This is a genomic window from Phyllobacterium sp. CL33Tsu, assembly GCF_900113985.1.
In the GTDB taxonomy this organism is placed as follows: Bacteria; Pseudomonadota; Alphaproteobacteria; order Rhizobiales; family Rhizobiaceae; genus Phyllobacterium; species Phyllobacterium pellucidum.
This window is the reverse complement of the sequence record NZ_FORJ01000001.1, coordinates 907,575-924,644: the sequence shown is the minus strand read 5'-3', so window position 1 is coordinate 924,644 and position 17,070 is coordinate 907,575. Positions and strand designations below refer to the sequence as shown.

Genomic DNA, 17,070 nt, shown 5'->3' with positions numbered 1-17,070 from the left:
TATGTCCAACTTCGCCTTCCTCGCCGCCGAGTTTCCAGAAATCTTCGACAGCGCGAAACGGGCGGAGGCGAACGCTGCCGGCGATCCACGCGCTGCGGCATTCTATGCCCGGCGCACAGTGGAGCTTGCCGTGCAATGGGCCTACAAACACGATTCCGGGCTGCACTTTCCCTATGACGACCGGATTTCGACGCTGATCCACGAGCCGAGCTTCCAAAAGCGTGCCGGTCAGGCTGTCTTCACCAAGGCGAAGCTCATCGTTCAAATCGGTAACCGCGCGGTGCACGAGGCCAAGGACACGTCGGCGAAGGAAGCCGCCGATGCCGTGCGCGAGCTTTTCCATCTGACTTTCTGGCTTGCGCGCACCTATGGCAAGACGCCGCCGCCCGACGGTTTGGCATTCGATCCCCTGCGACTTTCCCGCAAGGACGAGCTGGTCAAAAAGGCCTTCGAGGAGCTCACGCGCCTCAAGTCGGAAATGGAGGCGCGCGACAAGGCTTTCGCTGACCTGTTGCGCGACAAGGGCGAACTCGATGCCGAGCTTGAGCAAGCACGCGCCGAGCGTGACCACATCCGCCGTGAGAACGAGAAGCGGCCGGACCATCACGATTACTCCGAAGCCGAAACCCGCGATCTCTACATCGACCTACTCTTGAAGGAGGCCGGCTGGAAGCTTGACCAGCCGCGCGATCGCGAATTTCCCGTCGAGGGAATGCCAAACAATGAGGGCAAGGGCTTCGTCGACTACGTGCTCTGGGGTGAAGACGGCAAGCCGCTAGCCCTCGTCGAGGCCAAGCGCACCAAACGCGATCCCCGTGCCGGTCAGCAGCAGGCAAAGCTCTATGCCGATTGCCTTGAGCGGAAATTCGGCCAGCGGCCGGTGATCTTCTACACCAACGGCTATGATCACTGGATTTGGGACGATGCGGCATACCCGCCGCGTGAGGTTTCCGGTTTCTACAAGAAGGATGAGCTACAGCTTTTGATCCAGCGGCGAACGACGAGGAAGACAATGGCTTCTGTTCCCGTCAATCGGAAAATCGCCGACCGCTACTACCAAGAGCGGGCGATCGCGCGCGTCAAGGAGAGTTTCGAAACGCACAAACAACGCAAGGCGCTGCTGGTCATGGCCACGGGCGCTGGCAAGACGCGCACCGCGATTGCTCTCGTCGATACGCTGATGCGAGCCGGCTGGGTGAAACGTGTGCTGTTTCTGGCCGACCGCGTCGCGCTCGTGAATCAGGCCGCGAGGGCGTTTAAGGCTTTTCTTCCGGAAACGTCACCGGTGAATCTCGTGACGGAAAAGTCAGCGGAGGGCCGCGTCTTCCTCTCCACCTATCCGACGATGATGAACCTGATCGACGAGCGGGCGAAGGGAGCGGCGCGCTTTGGACCGGGACATTTCGACCTCGTGATCATCGATGAGGCGCATCGTTCGGTCTACCAGCGCTATGGCGCCATTTTCGACTATTTCGACAGCTTGCTGGTGGGTTTGACTGCGACGCCGCGCGGGGAAATTGATCGCAACACCTATGGTCTGTTCGATCTTGAGGAAGGCGTTCCCACGGATGCCTATTCGCTCGACCAAGCCATTGCCGATGAATGGCTGGTGCCACCTGTTCCCATTTCGGTGCCGCTCCGATTCGTGCGTGAAGGCATCCACTACGACGACCTTTCCGAGGAAGAGCAAGAGCAATGGGACATGCTCGAATGGGACGAAGAAGATGGGGAGCCGCCTGATAATGTAAGTGCCGAGGCAATCAACAAATGGCTGTTCAACGCCGATACGGTCGACAAGGTGCTTGCCCACGTGATGACCAAGGGGGTGCAGGTGGCGGCTGGCGACCGGATCGGCAAGACCATCATTTTCGCCAAGAACCAGGCCCACGCTGATTTCATTGAGAAGCGCTTCAATCTGGCCCATCCGCACCTTGCCGGTCATTTCGCCCGCGTCATCACCTTCAAGACTGAGTATGCTCAGACGCTCATCGACGACTTCTCAAAGAAGGAAGGTGCTCCCCATATCGCCATCTCTGTTGATATGCTGGACACCGGCATCGATGTGCCTGAAGTGGTAAATCTCGTCCTCTTTAAGCTCATTCGTTCGAGAACCAAATTCTGGCAGATCATGGGCCGCGGCACGCGTCTCTGCCCTGACCTTTTCGGACCGGACGAAGACAAGGAGTTTTTCCGCGTCTTTGACTTTTGTCAGAACCTCGAATTTTTCAGGCAGAATCCGAAATTCGTAGAGGGGCGGAATGCGCGATCCCTAAACGAGCACCTGTTTGCCGGCCGCTTCGATCTCATTCGGGCGCTGGATGAGAAGAATGGACACCACACCGGCTATGGGTTTGCCGAGGAAGGTGACGAATACGACGCCGGCGACGATGTCGCTCCAAGCGAAGGGAAAATCAGGACGCAATCGTTGGAATTTCTCAAGACCTATGTGGGTTCGATGAGCTTGGACAATTTCATCGTTCGAGGTAAGCGGCGGCTAGTCGAAAAATATCAGACCGAGAAGGCATGGAGCACGCTGACCGATGAGACGCGCGATGAACTCGTCAACGAAGTCGCGCCGCTGCCGTCTACCGTAAGGTCGGAACTGGAGGAGGCAAAGCGGTTCGATCTCCTCCTGATCAATCTTGAACTTGCTTTGCTCAAAGGCTCCAAACGTTTTGACCGACTGAAGAAGCAGCTCATCGAGATTGCTTCTGCACTCGATGAACAGACGGCGATACCCGCGATTGCGGCGCAGCACGAATTGATCCTGGACATCCTTTCGGATCACTGGTGGAAGGGCGTAACCGTGCCGTTGCTCGAGCTTGTGCGACTGCGGCTCCGCAACGTCGTGCATCATATAGAGCCGGGCAAGAAGGCAATTATCTATACCGACTTCAAGGATCAGCTTGGCGAGGGGACCGAGCTTGAACTCCCGCAGGTTGGCGAAGTTGAGTTCGCTCGATTCAAGAAGAAGGCGAGGCACTTCCTGCGTCAGCATGAGGATCACATTGCGCTTGCAAAGCTGCGTCACGGCAAGCCGCTGACCCCGACAGATATAGAGCAATTGGAGCAGATGCTTCTCGGCGCCGGGATCGGCCAGCCTGTGCATATCGAAAAGGCGACGGAAATCGCCCATGGTTTTGGTGCGTTCATCCGCTCGTTAGTTGGGCTTGATCGACATGCGGTGGCGGAGGCCTTCAGTGAGTTCCTTGGCGACACTGGGGCGACTGCTCAGCAAATCGAATTCATCGATATGGTGATTGAGCATCTGACCGAGAAAGGCGTGATGGACCCCGGGTTGCTCTACGAGAGCCCGTTTATCGACGTAGCGCCGGAAGGACCGCAGCAGGTGTTCGATCTTGAAAAGACCAGGCGCTTGGTAGCGGTCATCAAAGAGCTCAACGAAAGCGCGGCGGGATAGCGCGCCATTGACTCGAGGATCGTCACTGGCGCGATTGCCCGAGTTGTCTGCGTAATCGACTTGCCTGATCGGAATGCGCTTCGGTGACTCACAATGACGCTTAGCATTATTTGTTTGCGCTACCCGTTCTCAAAGCTGCGTGGCCCCTTTCTGCTGTTTTTTCCGTCCAGGCTCACAGATTACACTTGCGTTTTTAGATTCGACTATGGCAATCTCATTCAGCCGACCGTTTTCGCTAGGCAGTCTCAAAGCGCCCCACCTACCAAAGCACCCAAATCACAAAGCTTTGTCAGTTCCTTATTCCGGAATTGACTTTGGACTGTCGCCAATTCGTTCACTAGCGCATTGGTTTGCATACTGGCCTTACTTCAAGGAACGGCGCGGGATCATGACCGCCATCTTTACAGCCAGATACTACGGAAGCCGAGATGTCAGCTCCCCTATGGAAAGCGTAGGACGCCCATCTCGTAGGCTGGAATGCCTTGCAGCGAACGCCGGATATCTTCGATATCGAAGGCCCAAAAAGACGGCGCAATGTGAAACGCTCACAAGATGAGCACCCACAACGCCGGTCACATTTCGATTGAAGGAAAGTCGTATGTGATGCGTGAACCCCGCGGGGTTCATAACCGTTTGATCGTAAGATCGGATAGCGGAGCTGATAGTTAGGTAAAAGGAAACCACCTAGCTGGTCTAATGAACCAAGGCTCTCCACCAACTGTGTAACGCAGAAATCCCCCTCTAGGTAATGAACACGGCCAGTTGCTGGCTTTATGCTAGTTGCTGGGATGTTTATTGCCTAGGGGGGATAAGACTATGTCCGCAGGCTTGATCCGATTAAGAGAAGAAGCGCAAACAGCATCCGAGCGAAGCGAGGGGCAAGCGAAGCGCGCAGGCGAACGAGAGAAGCGAGTGAGTAACCGCCGCCGTTGATGTAGGGCACTCATTCCTACCTTTCGGCAATTGGTCGCAGTGTTCACGACCATCAAGGCGCGCGCTGAATACGACGCTAGTCACGAAGAAGTAGTCACGCGGCTTAATGCCCAGTAATAGCTAACAAATCCGCGAGAAAAGTCAGTCAGCGCTGACTGTAATATATTGTTTTTGTTGCATTTACTTTAGATTTTGCTTGCCAAGGCGCGAGCTTCGACACATGATTCCGCTTGTAAACGCCAACTCGCGGGTGAACCATGACGACATACTGCAATTCCGACGACTACCGCACGGCAATCGATCAGATCATTGCCGCACCTTCAGCCGACTCTTTGTTCGATCTTCGCTCTCGGATCACCCTCATTCTTGGTGAAGTCTTGGACGTGTGGCCCGATACGATCCGTGAAAATGATGAGCTGTTGTTTTTTCCTACGGACGCCTCTTGATTTCCAAAATCTGTTTCGTTACGTGTAACAGTAACGAAACGGAGGTTGACGATGGCCAAGTCAAATCGTGAGCGGATCAAGGTATATCGCGAACGCCAAAAGGCAAAACGCAAAGCTGCCACCGATTCTGGCAGTGACGACTTCCGGCGATCCTTTAGTGAATGGCTTTCGTCCAACGACGCAAACTGGTCGGAATTCGAGATACCTCTAGACATTGCCGGTATTCAGCCACCCAGCTTCTCGGATGATTGCGATCCGGTGTCGGCTACTGGCGCCATCGATCCCGAAACATATGATCATACGAAGGCCTCGATCGGTCGTGCTGAGGTGATGGTTGAGAGCTTGCTGGAAGCGGCACGCGCGCTTGCTGACCACGTCAACGCCTATAAGCGCGCTGAGCTTTCAGCACGCATCGAAGAGCTTGGTAGCGCCGATCTGTCCAATCCAGCGACTAAGAAAACTGCGTTGGCCGATATCGTGCGGCTGACGAAGGCACGTGACCGGCTTGATAAGCAGGTCCGTTACACCCTGCCCGAATGGAAAGTGAAAGGGGGCTAGGCAGGCTAATAGGCACGACCAGGTTGCCGCCCGGTCATGCCTAATATCAGAACATCGACGGTGGTCAATATTCAATGCCCATGGGGCAGAAAGAGATTAGCATGTATGTTGAAATGAACTCAACAATTCTATCCCGCGACGCGGCGATTGGTCAGATTTGTATTGCACTAAGCGAGGTTGAGCGATCGCAACTGCACGATCCTCATGTGATCATTGATCTTTACGCAATGGCCGAAGACCTCCTTGAAAGACTCCTAACGCCCGTGGATAACAGCAGCGATGTGGAGATGAATATAGGCAAAGGTTCACTGTCGGTGCCATACACGCAGCAGCGCATGAGCAAGCTAGAATTTGATTATATCGTGCGAAATGTCTTTAAAAGCGACGATACAAGGGAAACTATTGCTGAGGCCAATATTAGCGACCACCGATATTCCGACATTCACCGTGTCGAAGCCATAAATGCGGATGTCGGATTGCATATTGCCGTTCATTTTGAGGATGACGTGCATTTGATACGCCCGACCGTCCCCGGAAATGAAGTAGTTGAAGCGATCTATAATACTTTCGCTCGACACAATGAATTCATGCAAGATCATCTCGAACTTGTGAGGGAGCACCGAGCACTTCAGAACCGTTGCCAGAAAATTTCAAAGGATTTCGACGAGCTTCTTGATGAGTGGTTGGAAATTCAAGAGGATTATCCGGAGCTATTTGAGTGGCCGCAATTTGATTCCAGACAGTTACCCAACTCACTCGATAGTCCACGCAGTCACGGGCACTTACACCTGGTGAAGTGACGGCTCCAATCTAACGGCATGGGGAGGTGTTAGACCACCTTCCCGGATCGCCAAAAAGCAGAAGCAGGGCCGGAATGAAACAAACAAAGCCGACAAGAAACTAAAGCGGCGCGCTAAAAATATCCCCTCACCAAAATAGCACAGCAACCAGTCGGGCACCCGTGCAGGAGTTCACCCTCTGTGAAATTTGGGATAGCGACTGCTCTCGACGTTGATGCGAGAGAGCTATTCGATACATCCTTTAGACGCAGTTCTTGATCAATATCTTGCTCATACGTTCTCCAAGGATATCTGTTTTCCCTAGAGCCTCTGAGGGTTTAGCGCTGCGGTGTTCCTCTAATCTAATTGTCTCGAGGTTTGCTCCGGATAGATATCCGATATATTTTGCGAGGCGGGGCGGTAAGCGGGACGGTTCATTCTAGTGAACTTCTACGACATTTTTGATGATCACGGTTTGCGCTCGGGTTCAGGTTTACATCAATGTCCGTTTTTGCATTTTCATTGGTTGCGCCAACTTAAGGTAAACTTCATGTTAATTAAGTGTCTATTGGCGACGACACTGAACAGAATCTTGGTTTACATGGCCTCGGTCGATGTAAACTTCTTGGGCCTTGCCGGGGTGGTTTTGGACCGGTTTGGTTTACGTTTTGCGTGGTGATGTAAACCAGACTCAACCATCTGGGAGAGGGTGAGATCGCCGGTCCCAAATCAGCTGAGGACTATCCGGATCGGGACATTGATTGTCAGTTCGCCCTCTATAACGCTACCTCGAGGTGCTTGACACTGAGGACGATGGTGAGAGCCTCATCGCCATGATCCGGGATGGCATGAGTGCAGGCTGGAGCCTTGACGAGGTTGAGACGGCGCTGCGTGCCTTCGTGCGGTCGTTTGACAATTGGGGGTGATGAATGAGGCGTTTTCTATTAGTTGCTGCGATGGTGGTTGCGACTTCGAGTGCGCAGGCTGGGTTTTATACGGGGAATGAAATGCTCGAAATGTGTGAGGCGAAAAGAGGCACGGTAGATAGGGCGATTTGCAATGGCTTCATTACGGGTGTCGCTGACTCCATGGATGCTATTCGTGCATGGCTCGGTATAAAACGCCAATGTGTGCCAGGGAGAGTGACGACCGGCCAGCTCGTGGACCTGTTGAAGGACTATCTTGAGAAACATCCGGCTGTGAGACACGACGATGCGGGTGCAATAGCGGTTCTTGCTATCTCGGAGGCGTTTTGCCCAGGAAAGCAGTGATCTAACGATCCTGATTGACCGTGCCGAGAAGAGACCGGTTCGGCTCTGGCATTTGATGCCCTGGCATACCAGGAGCGGCTTTAAGGTGTTGATGTAGGTCTCCGTGCCATACTTCCAGCCGAGCGCGCGCTTGTCCAGCTGCGCCTTATGTCCACACGGTATGGGTGGATTGGCGGCGAAAAATTGCTCTGGCAGCAAAACGCATCCCCATCGCACAGGACGAATTTTTCTAGGACTTCGATGTCATACCGATGCGACAATTCCACTGTGAGCAACGACCGTTGGTGGCGCAGCTCACAATGGTGACGGACGAGTCAAGACGGATCGAATGCGCGATGGCGCGGTCGTGCAACAGCTATTGGCACATCGTGTCTTGTAGCAGCTCCTCAAGTGGCTGGAAGAACGCGGTAACCGGTCCGACTGACAGTTGGCCATCCCTGAGAAACAAGAGCGCTTGATAGGAATTCATTGTGTCGGCGAAGCGTGGGCTACCAACTGGAGCGATGCGACCGCAAACAAAGCCGACTTGGCGTTCGTGGCGTGGCATTACGCTCAACAGTAAAGCGCATGTTCTCAGCATCAAGCACCGTTAGTGGTGCTTTCGCATTGACTGCAATCTCGACATCGAGGCGGTCAAACGTATGGGTTTGAGCTGGCGCAACAGTGATGACGCTGGGGAGCGCGAGTGCGAAAATAGAAAGTCTCGCTAAGTTGCGGCGACGGGACAGTTTTGCGTTAGTCATTCTCAGGCTCCAGTAAGTGTAGATGAGTGATGATTAGGATGGGGCTGGAGCGGAGCCAAGGAGCGAGCGCTCGTATTGCAGGAATAAATTCCTAAGAGTGTTAACCCAAGCGATCCACGAGATCGACAGCTCTCAGATGTGAGTATCGCTGCAACATGCGAAGCTCTTTGTGTCCGGAAATGGTCGCCGTCTCAATGACGTTGAAACCGCGTTCGAGGAGACGCGTCACCGCCTCATGGCGTAGATCATGAAAGCGCAAGTTTTGGGACCCGGCGCGTGTGCGCAGATGCTCCCAGGCTTGGCAGACCGCGCCCTTGGTCGTGGGAAACACCCTATCAGCTAGGCGTTCATCTTGCAGGCGACGCAGCTCATCCAACGCGCGTTTGGAAAGCGGCACGTCGCGGCTTTCACCGTTTTTCGTGACCTTCAGATGCACGATCCGGCGTTCAAGGTCGACGTCGTCCCATAAAAGCGACAGCAATTCGCCCTGACGCATCGCCGTCTCGATTGCGATGATAATCAATGCACGCATATAGGGATTGCGTCCGGCATCAGCGGCGTCCAGAAGTTTCCGCTCTTCGCCGTCTTGCAGACGACGATCGCGCGCGCGCGCCGGAGCAGGGCGCCGTATCATGCGACACGGATTCTGAGGTAAATGCACGCCCCATTCCTTGCGCGCGATGTCGATCGCATGTCCAAAAATGTTGAGCTCTTTTAAGACTGTGGATCCTGATACCACTTGCAAACGCTCGTCCCGATAAGCAGCGATGTCGGTGGGGCTAAGAATTGCGAGCGTGCGATAGCAGATGGCGCGTTTCAACATGCCGCCTATGCGTGTTGCTTCCGTTGTGGCACTGCGCTTTACAGATGTGATCTCGCGCCGATAGCGAGTTAAAAGGTCATGAACGGTCATCTGTTCAGCAAGACGCGTATCTGGCATCGATCCACAACGATCAAGCTCTGCCTCGAGATTGCGTGCCCACTTTTCTGCCTCGCTCTTACTGTCAAAGCTTTTGGCACGCGGTCGCATGCCCTTGCGTCTGACCTGTCCCTGCCAGCGGCCTCGAAGCTTGCGGATCGTTGCCATGAAACATCTCCCAAAAAGTGTGCCTCTCTCGCGTAGGACGCCCCCGTCGCCTGGCCAAGAGCGACGGCAAACTTTTCCGGGGGTTGCAAAGCTAGGACGCCAGCCTCTTTCATGACTGGATAGACGCCGACTTTGATTTCTGTTGTGCTGAGACAGTCGCAGCGCGAGAGGCACGGCATTTGGTCGAGTGTGACGGATTTGTGCCGCAACGGACTAAAAGTGCCTATCCCACCACCAAGGTCGCCTCAGCTCTCAACGAAATCAACGACTTCCGCATTCGGATTTGCCGAGAGAGTGCTGTCTTATTTAGGCAGCAATTTATAGATGGCGCCGCCGCAAGTTTCATATAGATGACTCGAGGGAGAATAAGTTAGGGATATTGAAGTGAAAAGCACCTGCACCAGCATGGTTAGACTCAGACAAAGCAACCGCCTGCGGTGGGCCAAACACAGCTAGTTCAACCCCTATGCAGCAACGATTTACAGTTGCATCACGCAACATCAAGTGTTTGATTGGGTCAAGCGAGGGGAACGATGAAAAGCATACATGGCAATATATTTTTATCGCATGCTAGTGAAGACAAAGACATTGTCCGGACAGTTTATGAAAGATTAGATACTGCCAGCGCATTTTTCGATGTCCAGAGTATCGATAGCGGCCAGAAAACCATTGACGCAATGGAATCAGGTGTGGCCCAATCATCCGTATTTGTTCTCTTCCATTCCCCTAATTCAAACAAGACGTGGGTAAATTTTGAGAAGGACCGCGCAAGAATACAATCCATTCTTAGGAAAGAAACAAAAATATTAGTTTGTGCAGTCAAAGGAGAAACTTATAAGACTCTACCGTCTTGGATGCAGTCTTATATGACTACAGGCGAACAATATAGGTCCAACGACATTATCAGAAGTATCTTAAGGTTACAGACCGAGTCTATACGAGAGCAGACCGGGACAAAGGAGCTTTTCGTAGGACGCGAAACCCTATTGAGGCAAATTGAGCTCGAGGTCTTGGGAGCTCCGGCAAAGGTAGGAATGCCGCTACAGCATATTGTTCTCGCGGGATTGCCAGGTATGGGAAGATCAACGTTGGCAAATAACGTGATCGAAAACTCCTTCTCTGCGATGCGCCCAGCGGGACCAATTTTTGATCTGCCGGATATGAGCGAGGCTGTAGACATCTATCTTAGGATAAAAGAAGACCTCGATGGCGTAATGTCCAAGGCGGAAATAGAGTCGCAGATCGCGATGTTTCAAACGCTCGATGTTGAGAAACAAGTCGACTACATATTGAAATCACTATCACATTGGGCGGAGCTAAACCAAGTAATCACGCTACGAACTCGGTGGGGCCTTCGTGACAGGTCAAGACGGTTGAAAGTGTGGGTCGAACAGCTGTTCCGCAAATCGACGTCCATTCGAAATCTGCGAATAGTTTATATTTCCGAGCGAAAGCTGCCCGTCGAAGAAATAGCCCGACTCGGAAACGTGGCTCAATATGAAGTGTCGCAACTCGAAAATCAGGATATACAGTATATTTTGAGTAAGAAAATAGAAGGTCGATTTTTTGATCCCAACTTAGCGAGTGATATAGCATCAAAAATTAGAGGACATCCATCGACTGCACTTCACGTTGCTTATTTAACGAATGGAGGAATGAGTTTTGATTCGATTAATTCGAATCCTGAACCAATATACTCATTTCATGACCATATGTTTGATGGCATTTTTGCTGGAAACTCACTGTCAGATATACAATTCTCGATATTAAATCTCCTTGGCTGGTTTCCAAAACTTTCAATATCTATTATAGAGAGAGTATTTAATATTAAAGAGCGAAAAGAGATAGTTGAGGAAATATGGGGTCTTCTTGATTATTCGTTATTATATTTAGGTGAGGGCGGATTTTACCACGTGCCTGATGTCGTAGCTGCAAAAATAAAAAGATCGGCTAGTTCTGATCATAAGGAAATTTTCGTCAAAGTGGGCGAAATAATACAGGATCAAATCAAAGCCGGTTATCTGGAAGCGGAACTCATAGACGCGTTTTTGATATCGGTGGTTGAAACAGGCGGTGATTTGCCCGACGAGCTACTAGGCATCGTTACTAGCGCATCGCTTTTAAGCCTGGTGCAAGAACAATTCCTAGCGGCCAGATCGTCCAAAGATCAAAAAAGTGTCGCCTACGATCGCATCTATAAAATGTCAAAGCTAGCATTCAAAATGAGCACGTCGGATGATGCCGTTGAACAGATCCTTTTTACCGGCGGCGACAGCGCCATCCGTAGTGGTCAATTTCCTGCTGACATTATAGATTTTATGAACAAGAAGGCGTTACCCTCAGTTTATTACTTAATAGGAAGCTTCGCCTTTCACGTCGAGAAAGACTTCGCAAAAGCCGCCAGCAACCTTGAGAAAGCACTTGCCTTAAAACACTTTCGGACAAGGAACACCCGCTTGTTGGCAAGGTGCTACGTAAGAGCTCAACGTTTCGATAAGGCAAAGGATTTATTAGAAAAGTTGCCAGAACGGCAGTTGTTTGCGGATTCTGGTCTTCTTGTTCTGATGATAAGAGCACTGAGGGGAATGCGGTTAAACAGACAAGCTGACGACCTAGAGAGGCAGCTACAGTCGGTGACGGACGAGTTTGGGAATGTGTCGCTCTATCTAGCTGGGAGGGCTGTTCGTGAATCCAAATTTGATCTTGCCCGAAAACACATTAGGAAAGCGCAAGAGTCGCCGCGAGTAAATCAATTAAGCGTTGCGCTTTTGGAATGTTCTGTAGCCATTGAGAGCGGTGATGCGACTTTGCTTCCGCAGACCGTGGAGATGGCAATATCCGCCGGTCGCCAGTATGATGCATGGGCACTTCAGGCACGAATGTCGCTGGTCGGGGGCAACTGGCAAGAGGCTTTAGACCTTCTCGCCAAAATTCAACGTAAAGATTTCTTCGATCTGTCTATTGAGCATCGCGCACTCCAAATGAAGAAGACAGATAAGGACATTCTTCGCGATCCCATCCTCATAGCAGAGGTCCAAAAGCGGGAGGAAGAGATATTGCGTCTGAGCGTGAACGCTCCCGAGGGTTTTCGGGACGCTTAATTGGCAAGTTAGCTTCACACCTCGTCTCTTGTGTTGAATTACGCCAAAGGTGTAGGGCACGAGCAACTTGAAATGCGCCCCCGATTGATGGTTCAATGGGAAAAAAAACGGCGCCGGGGGGGGCGTGGTGATGCGTATCAGTGTTGGAGTCTGCCGACTGTTGTCGGTTCTTGTGTTTTTGGCGTCTTTGACCGCTGCAGGCTTGGCAGCGCAGCAGACGTTCGGACCATTTTCCGTTGACGATAGCCGACCGGATGTCATCGCTCTCAATGGCGAAATCGGCGTTGGCGCTGCGCTCGACTTTCGTCGTGTTCTACAAGCGGCCCCAAATACCAAGTTGCTTGTTTTGAACAGCCCAGGCGGCACCGTGGAGATGGCGCTGCTAATCGCCGATGACGTGCATCAGCGCAATATCGCCACCTATATTGCCAAGGGGTCGGGCTGTTACTCCGCCTGTGCTTACATCTTTCTCGCCGGTAAGGAGCGGCAAGTTGACGGTGAACTCGGTGTCCACCAGATTTCGAGCGACAGCGGCAATCTCGTTAGCGCGCAGTATTCGATTTCCGACATTATCGACGTCCTCAATCGCTTCGAGACACCGACCGAGGTGCTGACGGTGATGTTCAGGACGCCGCCGAAAGACATGCACGTCTTTACCCAAGACGAAGTGGCGCAGTTCCACATCAACCGCAAGCGCGACGATCCGGTAAGCGCTGCCAGCGTCGCCGACAAGGCGGCGCCTCCCGCGGTGGCGTCTCCTCCAAGTCCTGAACTGCTGCCAACAGCGGCGCCATCAACGCCGACGGTCGAGCGTGCTGGCAGTGGTGCGTCTCTGTCCAAACTCTCGGTCATTGAGGACTATGCGCGGCGGCCAACGCGCATGGCGGTCTATACCGGGCTTGACCTCTTCGGCGATGATTTGACATCGGTGCGCAGCAGCGACGCGGCGCAATGCGCTAGGAGCTGTCTGGCGATGAACGGGCAATGCAAGGCGTTCACCTATAATGCCAATACCCGCGCCGGCCGCGGACCGAACTGCTTCCTAAAGTCGAGCGAGGGCAGGGCCGATGGCAACGCGGTTGCGATTTCAGGGAAACTCCTAACCAGCGCCGATCCCAATCCGCAGCAATTTTCCATGGGCACCATTGATCCGAAGCTGTCGCTGTTCAAAGATGTCGATTTACCTGGCGGCGATCTCTTCAGGCGGCCGTTTCGCAAGGGTGGGACGGCGCAGGAGTGTCGATTGGCCTGTGTTGCTGACAATCGCTGCATCGCTTTCACCTATATCAAGCGCAAAAGCGAGTGTTGGCTCAAAGGCGCGGTCGGCACGCCGATCTACGGACCAGGCATGGTGACGGGCGTCAAAAAGATGCAGACCTTTGCGCCAGCAACGATCATTAGCCTGGAGTGAGCCTTATCGCGGTGCGGCCGCTCTCAGGGGCGAGAGCAAAGGGTTTCGCTCGAGTTCCATAATGGGGCGTTATGCAACGCGGATTCTGAAACGCTACGCCCAAGGGATTGCCCGGGCAGACCGCTCAATGGTTGTCAGCGGCTGTTTCCGCAATAGGAGCAGAACCCGAGTTTGCGGCGAACCCATTGCCGATGATCTTATTTGCAACGGGAGACCCGTTTCCGATGATCTTACTTGCCAGCTGAATAATGGCAGTAGCGTCATCGGTTTTTTCATCGGTTGCTTTGTTTTCGAGCCCCTTAGTAAGGCACTGGATGGCTTGCGCCAGCTCAACGTCGGTTACGCCTGACTTGTTGATGAGCTCAGTTGAATTTGGACACGTCTTAGCGTCACTTGCAATTGCGGGGCTGATCGTAAATGGAACCAAAACCATCGATGCCAAGGCCAGGATGCGAAACATAGTCACCTCCCATGGAAAAAACCATTTGAGTATCGCACCATGGCGCGCTCATGTCGATGATCGGCAGAGCGTGGCGCTAACGCTTTGCTATGTTGTTATCGACGGCAAGTTCTGTAAAGGCGCGAAGTCCAGTCCACATTGGGTATCCGGGACCCCAACGGCTTGGCTTCAACTCTCGGACAGCTTTTGCCGGCAGTTGGGGCAGTGGTTATCGCACTGGCATGTGTCCAGCGGGGCGCTCCGGCACTGGCTGTGGCTCGAGATACCAGCCATATACTCTTAGGATGTCCGCTCTCAACCGCCAGCTGTCACACACGACAGTCACGATTTCCTATTATTAAGGAATGAGGCCAGTCAACACCATGGCATCCGGCGCCCAACCCAAGGTCGCGCATGGCGCTGCTGGATGAGAATCGTTCCGACGTCACGACCGCGTATCGATACAAGCGCCAAGGTTCGACCATACTTATCGATGGTCCGACCTGTTGTTGGGTCGCCGCGCCGAACTTCCAGGCGCTCGCCTTCGAGAAGATGTTTGAGGGCGGCCTTGGCATCCGGGCCACGCTTCAACTCCGTATCGCACTTCGCACCGCTGATTTCTGGCGTATCGATATTAGCTATTCGAATCTTTTCGCCATTGTAGTGAATGGTATCGCCGTCGACGACATAGAGCGCCGTCTTAGCAACGAACGGATTGACAAGGGAGAGGGGTTGCTCACCACCGGACCCCATATCAAAACGCAAAGCAAAGACACCGGCGAGCACGGTTGCGCCCATGACAAGGGAAGCGAATGTAAATTTGACGCGCTGTCGCCATCTTGGGCGGGGCGGCTCGCGTTGCAATTTGTCTATCCACGGCGATGCATTACTTTGCCACGGCGACGGCCGTTTCTTCTTGACCTGGTTGTCTACGACCAATCTCGGGCGATCACTCATGCGTCCCCTCCTTTGCAAGCAAGGATAGAACGCGAGCCATAAAGGACAGCTTGAGAAATCAGTTAAAGTTTGGGGGACTGAGCCAAAGCCCGATCGTGCGCAACTTGTCTCTTAAAGGCTTGGCCCTAATAGCGAATTGCGTTGATTCCCCGATCGCATAGCGCGATGATAATGTCGTGGGTGCTTGGCTTGCGGAGATTGGCCTTATTAAAAGAAAAGGGAGACTTGCCATGGCGACCAAGACAGATTTTACCACAGAGGAATGGAGCGAGGTGCTTGGCAGCGTCATGCTGGCGGGGATGGCGGTCACGCTAGCCGACCCAAGTGGTCTGATTGGCATGGCCAAAGAAGGGCTGGCGAGCGGCAGCGCTCTGATCGCGGCCAAGACCGATCCCAATTCGAATGCCTTGATCAAGTCGGTGGTATCCGATTTCGAGACCTCTGAGGGGCGCGGAGCGGCGCGCGACATAATTAAGGGCAAGCTCGCGGGGAAGCAGGCGGCCGAGATGAAGAGCACTATTCTGGAGACGCTCAGCCAAACCGTTGCGCTGGTTGACACAAAAGCTCCAGATGATGCAGCGGGTTTCAAGGCGTGGCTTCGAAGCATAAGCGAGCGGGTAGCGAATGCTGCCACCGAGGGTGGTTTCCTGGGCTTTGGCGGCGTGCCGGTGAGTGATGCCGAACGATCAACGCTTGACGAGATATCTAAGGCACTGAAGCTTACAGTTTAGTGATGAGGTCCAAAGCATTGGCGAAGATGCGCCACCACTGACCCTCATTCGCCCTTGAATAAACGAAACTGGTTGTCTCTCAGAAGTGTGCACTGGCTTTGTGCGTTTGGATCACTGCGAAGCCCATGGGTTTTCGGGTCGAGCGCACGCCGGTCTGCGCGGACCGTAAGCGAGGTGAAATATCAGTCCCAAAGCGACGTTGCGAGCTGAAATGATGCCTTGATCCGAGCGTGTGAATTTGGAGTGGAAGCGCGGCGTTGCGCTGCGGTCGCTTAGATGTCGGTTGAAGAGGAGGTCATATCGACCACGCTTTGCAGCTCAGGCACATATTCCGGCCGCGTTGCCAAAAGATAGCTAACGACGCGCGCGTTGCCTAATAGTCGTTTGATATAGCCTTTGATGACGGTCAGCTCCAAGTGATCCTTGCCGTAAGATTCTTGTATCGAGCTCATCCCCTGTTGAAGCCGGGCAAGTTCTTTTTCCATTCGCGCGATCGCCTCGACCGTCATTCCCCGTAGCTGTTTTGGTTTAGTGGGGTCCGCTAACTGAGCCTGTGGCGTTCCGGCCAAGATTGCGCCGATATAAGCGGTCGAGTAATTGTTGGCGTTTATCATAAGCTCGGCGGCTTCTATTTGCCGAACAGCCTGCATCTTTCGCAGCACCTCGAAAACGGCCATTGGACAGTTCTTGTCCTTCAAAAGCTCACTGGCTTCGATACAAACGCCATTCAGCATGCGCTTGCGCCGGCGGATGGTCTCGATGTTTACAGCGAATATACTGGCAAGCCGTTCTTCTGGGACGCCCTGTTCTAACGCCTTGACAATCATGGCGTGCTCTTGAACAGCGGCCAGACGACTGACTTGTTTGTTGTAAGTGAAGGCTTCGTCGTCTGTAGAAATGAGGCATTCAACCTCCGTCTGATTTAAGTCGCGCAGAACTTCGATCCGCAGATGCCCATCAAGGATAAAAAACAGTGAGGAGTTGCCGGGGTCGCGCGCAATCACAGGTGGTTCTACCAGACCAATTTCGACAATTGACGTGGCAATCTGGCGGTATTTCTTGCTATGCTTCACACCCTTGGGAAGACTTTTGCGGGGAAGCAGTTGATCAAGGCGGACGAGTAAGCACCGCTTCTCAAAACCTTGGCTAACGGCTGGCAAGGCGATCTCGGTTTCTTCGATAGTCATGACCAT

The 17,070-nt window shown here is 53.1% G+C and carries 12 protein-coding genes; 8 read left to right on the top strand and 4 right to left on the bottom strand.

Going from position 1 to position 17,070, the window contains the following annotated elements:
• Position 1: 1 nt before the first annotated feature.
• The 5 genes from BM074_RS04585 (at position 2) to BM074_RS04565 (ending at position 7,408) form a co-directional block, all read left to right on the top strand.
• Complete coding sequence (locus BM074_RS04585; protein WP_091920039.1) at positions 2 to 3,421, top strand: DEAD/DEAH box helicase family protein; 3,420 nt, start codon at positions 2 to 4, stop codon at positions 3,419 to 3,421.
• Positions 3,422 to 4,851: 1,430 nt separating this feature from the next.
• The gene (locus BM074_RS04575; RefSeq protein ID WP_091920035.1) at positions 4,852 to 5,358 is read left to right on the top strand and encodes a hypothetical protein; all 507 of its coding nucleotides are present in this window, start codon (positions 4,852 to 4,854) and stop codon (positions 5,356 to 5,358) included.
• 101 nt (positions 5,359 to 5,459) lie between these two features.
• Positions 5,460 to 6,158: a hypothetical protein gene (locus tag BM074_RS04570; RefSeq protein ID WP_139217623.1), complete on the top strand. Its 699-nt coding sequence runs from the start codon at positions 5,460 to 5,462 to the stop codon at positions 6,156 to 6,158.
• Between the two features lie 773 nt (positions 6,159 to 6,931).
• Entirely contained in the window at positions 6,932 to 7,063 is a 132-nt protein-coding gene (locus BM074_RS23415) for a hypothetical protein (protein WP_280139063.1), read from the top strand.
• A 3-nt stretch (positions 7,064 to 7,066) separates the two neighbouring features.
• The gene (locus BM074_RS04565; RefSeq protein ID WP_139217622.1) at positions 7,067 to 7,408 is read left to right on the top strand and encodes a Rap1a/Tai family immunity protein; all 342 of its coding nucleotides are present in this window, start codon (positions 7,067 to 7,069) and stop codon (positions 7,406 to 7,408) included.
• 843 nt (positions 7,409 to 8,251) lie between these two features.
• Here the strand turns inward: BM074_RS04565 and BM074_RS04555 are convergent.
• Positions 8,252 to 9,238, bottom strand: coding sequence for an integrase (locus tag BM074_RS04555; RefSeq protein ID WP_091920027.1), 987 nt, complete (start codon positions 9,236 to 9,238; stop codon positions 8,252 to 8,254).
• Positions 9,239 to 9,771: 533 nt separating this feature from the next.
• Here BM074_RS04555 and BM074_RS04550 point away from each other — a divergent pair.
• Complete coding sequence (locus BM074_RS04550) at positions 9,772 to 12,339, top strand: TIR domain-containing protein (protein WP_091920025.1); 2,568 nt, start codon at positions 9,772 to 9,774, stop codon at positions 12,337 to 12,339.
• Positions 12,340 to 12,469: 130 nt separating this feature from the next.
• Positions 12,470 to 13,750 (top strand): PAN domain-containing protein, encoded by a 1,281-nt coding sequence (locus tag BM074_RS04545; RefSeq protein ID WP_244532726.1) that lies wholly within the window; start codon positions 12,470 to 12,472, stop codon positions 13,748 to 13,750.
• Positions 13,751 to 13,874: 124 nt separating this feature from the next.
• Here the strand turns inward: BM074_RS04545 and BM074_RS04540 are convergent, their stop codons facing one another.
• Together BM074_RS04540 and BM074_RS04535 are read right to left on the bottom strand one after the other, a co-directional pair.
• On the bottom strand, positions 13,875 to 14,210 hold the full coding sequence (locus BM074_RS04540) for a hypothetical protein (RefSeq protein ID WP_091920012.1): 336 nt from the start codon (positions 14,208 to 14,210) through the stop codon (positions 13,875 to 13,877).
• Between the two features lie 354 nt (positions 14,211 to 14,564).
• The gene (locus tag BM074_RS04535) at positions 14,565 to 15,146 is read right to left on the bottom strand and encodes a thermonuclease family protein (RefSeq protein WP_210186468.1); all 582 of its coding nucleotides are present in this window, start codon (positions 15,144 to 15,146) and stop codon (positions 14,565 to 14,567) included.
• Positions 15,147 to 15,376: 230 nt separating this feature from the next.
• On the opposite strand from BM074_RS04535, the gene BM074_RS04530 reads away from it, so the two are divergent.
• Complete coding sequence (locus BM074_RS04530; RefSeq protein WP_091920010.1) at positions 15,377 to 15,877, top strand: hypothetical protein; 501 nt, start codon at positions 15,377 to 15,379, stop codon at positions 15,875 to 15,877.
• A gap of 272 nt (positions 15,878 to 16,149) precedes the next feature.
• Here BM074_RS04530 and BM074_RS04525 read toward each other — a convergent pair whose 3' ends face one another.
• Complete coding sequence (locus tag BM074_RS04525; RefSeq protein WP_091921457.1) at positions 16,150 to 17,064, bottom strand: plasmid partitioning protein RepB C-terminal domain-containing protein; 915 nt, start codon at positions 17,062 to 17,064, stop codon at positions 16,150 to 16,152.
• Positions 17,065 to 17,070 lie beyond the last annotated feature (6 nt).

Coding starts and splice junctions, on each gene's coding strand:
- BM074_RS04525 (WP_091921457.1), bottom strand. CDS start 17,064: ATGACTATCGAAGAAACCGAGATCGCCTTGCCAGCCGTTAGCCAAGGT.
- BM074_RS04540 (WP_091920012.1), bottom strand. CDS start 14,210: ATGTTTCGCATCCTGGCCTTGGCATCGATGGTTTTGGTTCCATTTACG.
- BM074_RS04530 (WP_091920010.1), top strand. CDS start 15,377: ATGGCGACCAAGACAGATTTTACCACAGAGGAATGGAGCGAGGTGCTT.
- BM074_RS04550 (WP_091920025.1), top strand. CDS start 9,772: ATGAAAAGCATACATGGCAATATATTTTTATCGCATGCTAGTGAAGAC.
- BM074_RS04545 (WP_244532726.1), top strand. CDS start 12,470: ATGCGTATCAGTGTTGGAGTCTGCCGACTGTTGTCGGTTCTTGTGTTT.
- BM074_RS04570 (WP_139217623.1), top strand. CDS start 5,460: ATGTATGTTGAAATGAACTCAACAATTCTATCCCGCGACGCGGCGATT.
- BM074_RS04585 (WP_091920039.1), top strand. CDS start 2: ATGTCCAACTTCGCCTTCCTCGCCGCCGAGTTTCCAGAAATCTTCGAC.
- BM074_RS04555 (WP_091920027.1), bottom strand. CDS start 9,238: ATGGCAACGATCCGCAAGCTTCGAGGCCGCTGGCAGGGACAGGTCAGA.
- BM074_RS04565 (WP_139217622.1), top strand. CDS start 7,067: ATGAGGCGTTTTCTATTAGTTGCTGCGATGGTGGTTGCGACTTCGAGT.
- BM074_RS04535 (WP_210186468.1), bottom strand. CDS start 15,146: ATGAGTGATCGCCCGAGATTGGTCGTAGACAACCAGGTCAAGAAGAAA.
- BM074_RS04575 (WP_091920035.1), top strand. CDS start 4,852: ATGGCCAAGTCAAATCGTGAGCGGATCAAGGTATATCGCGAACGCCAA.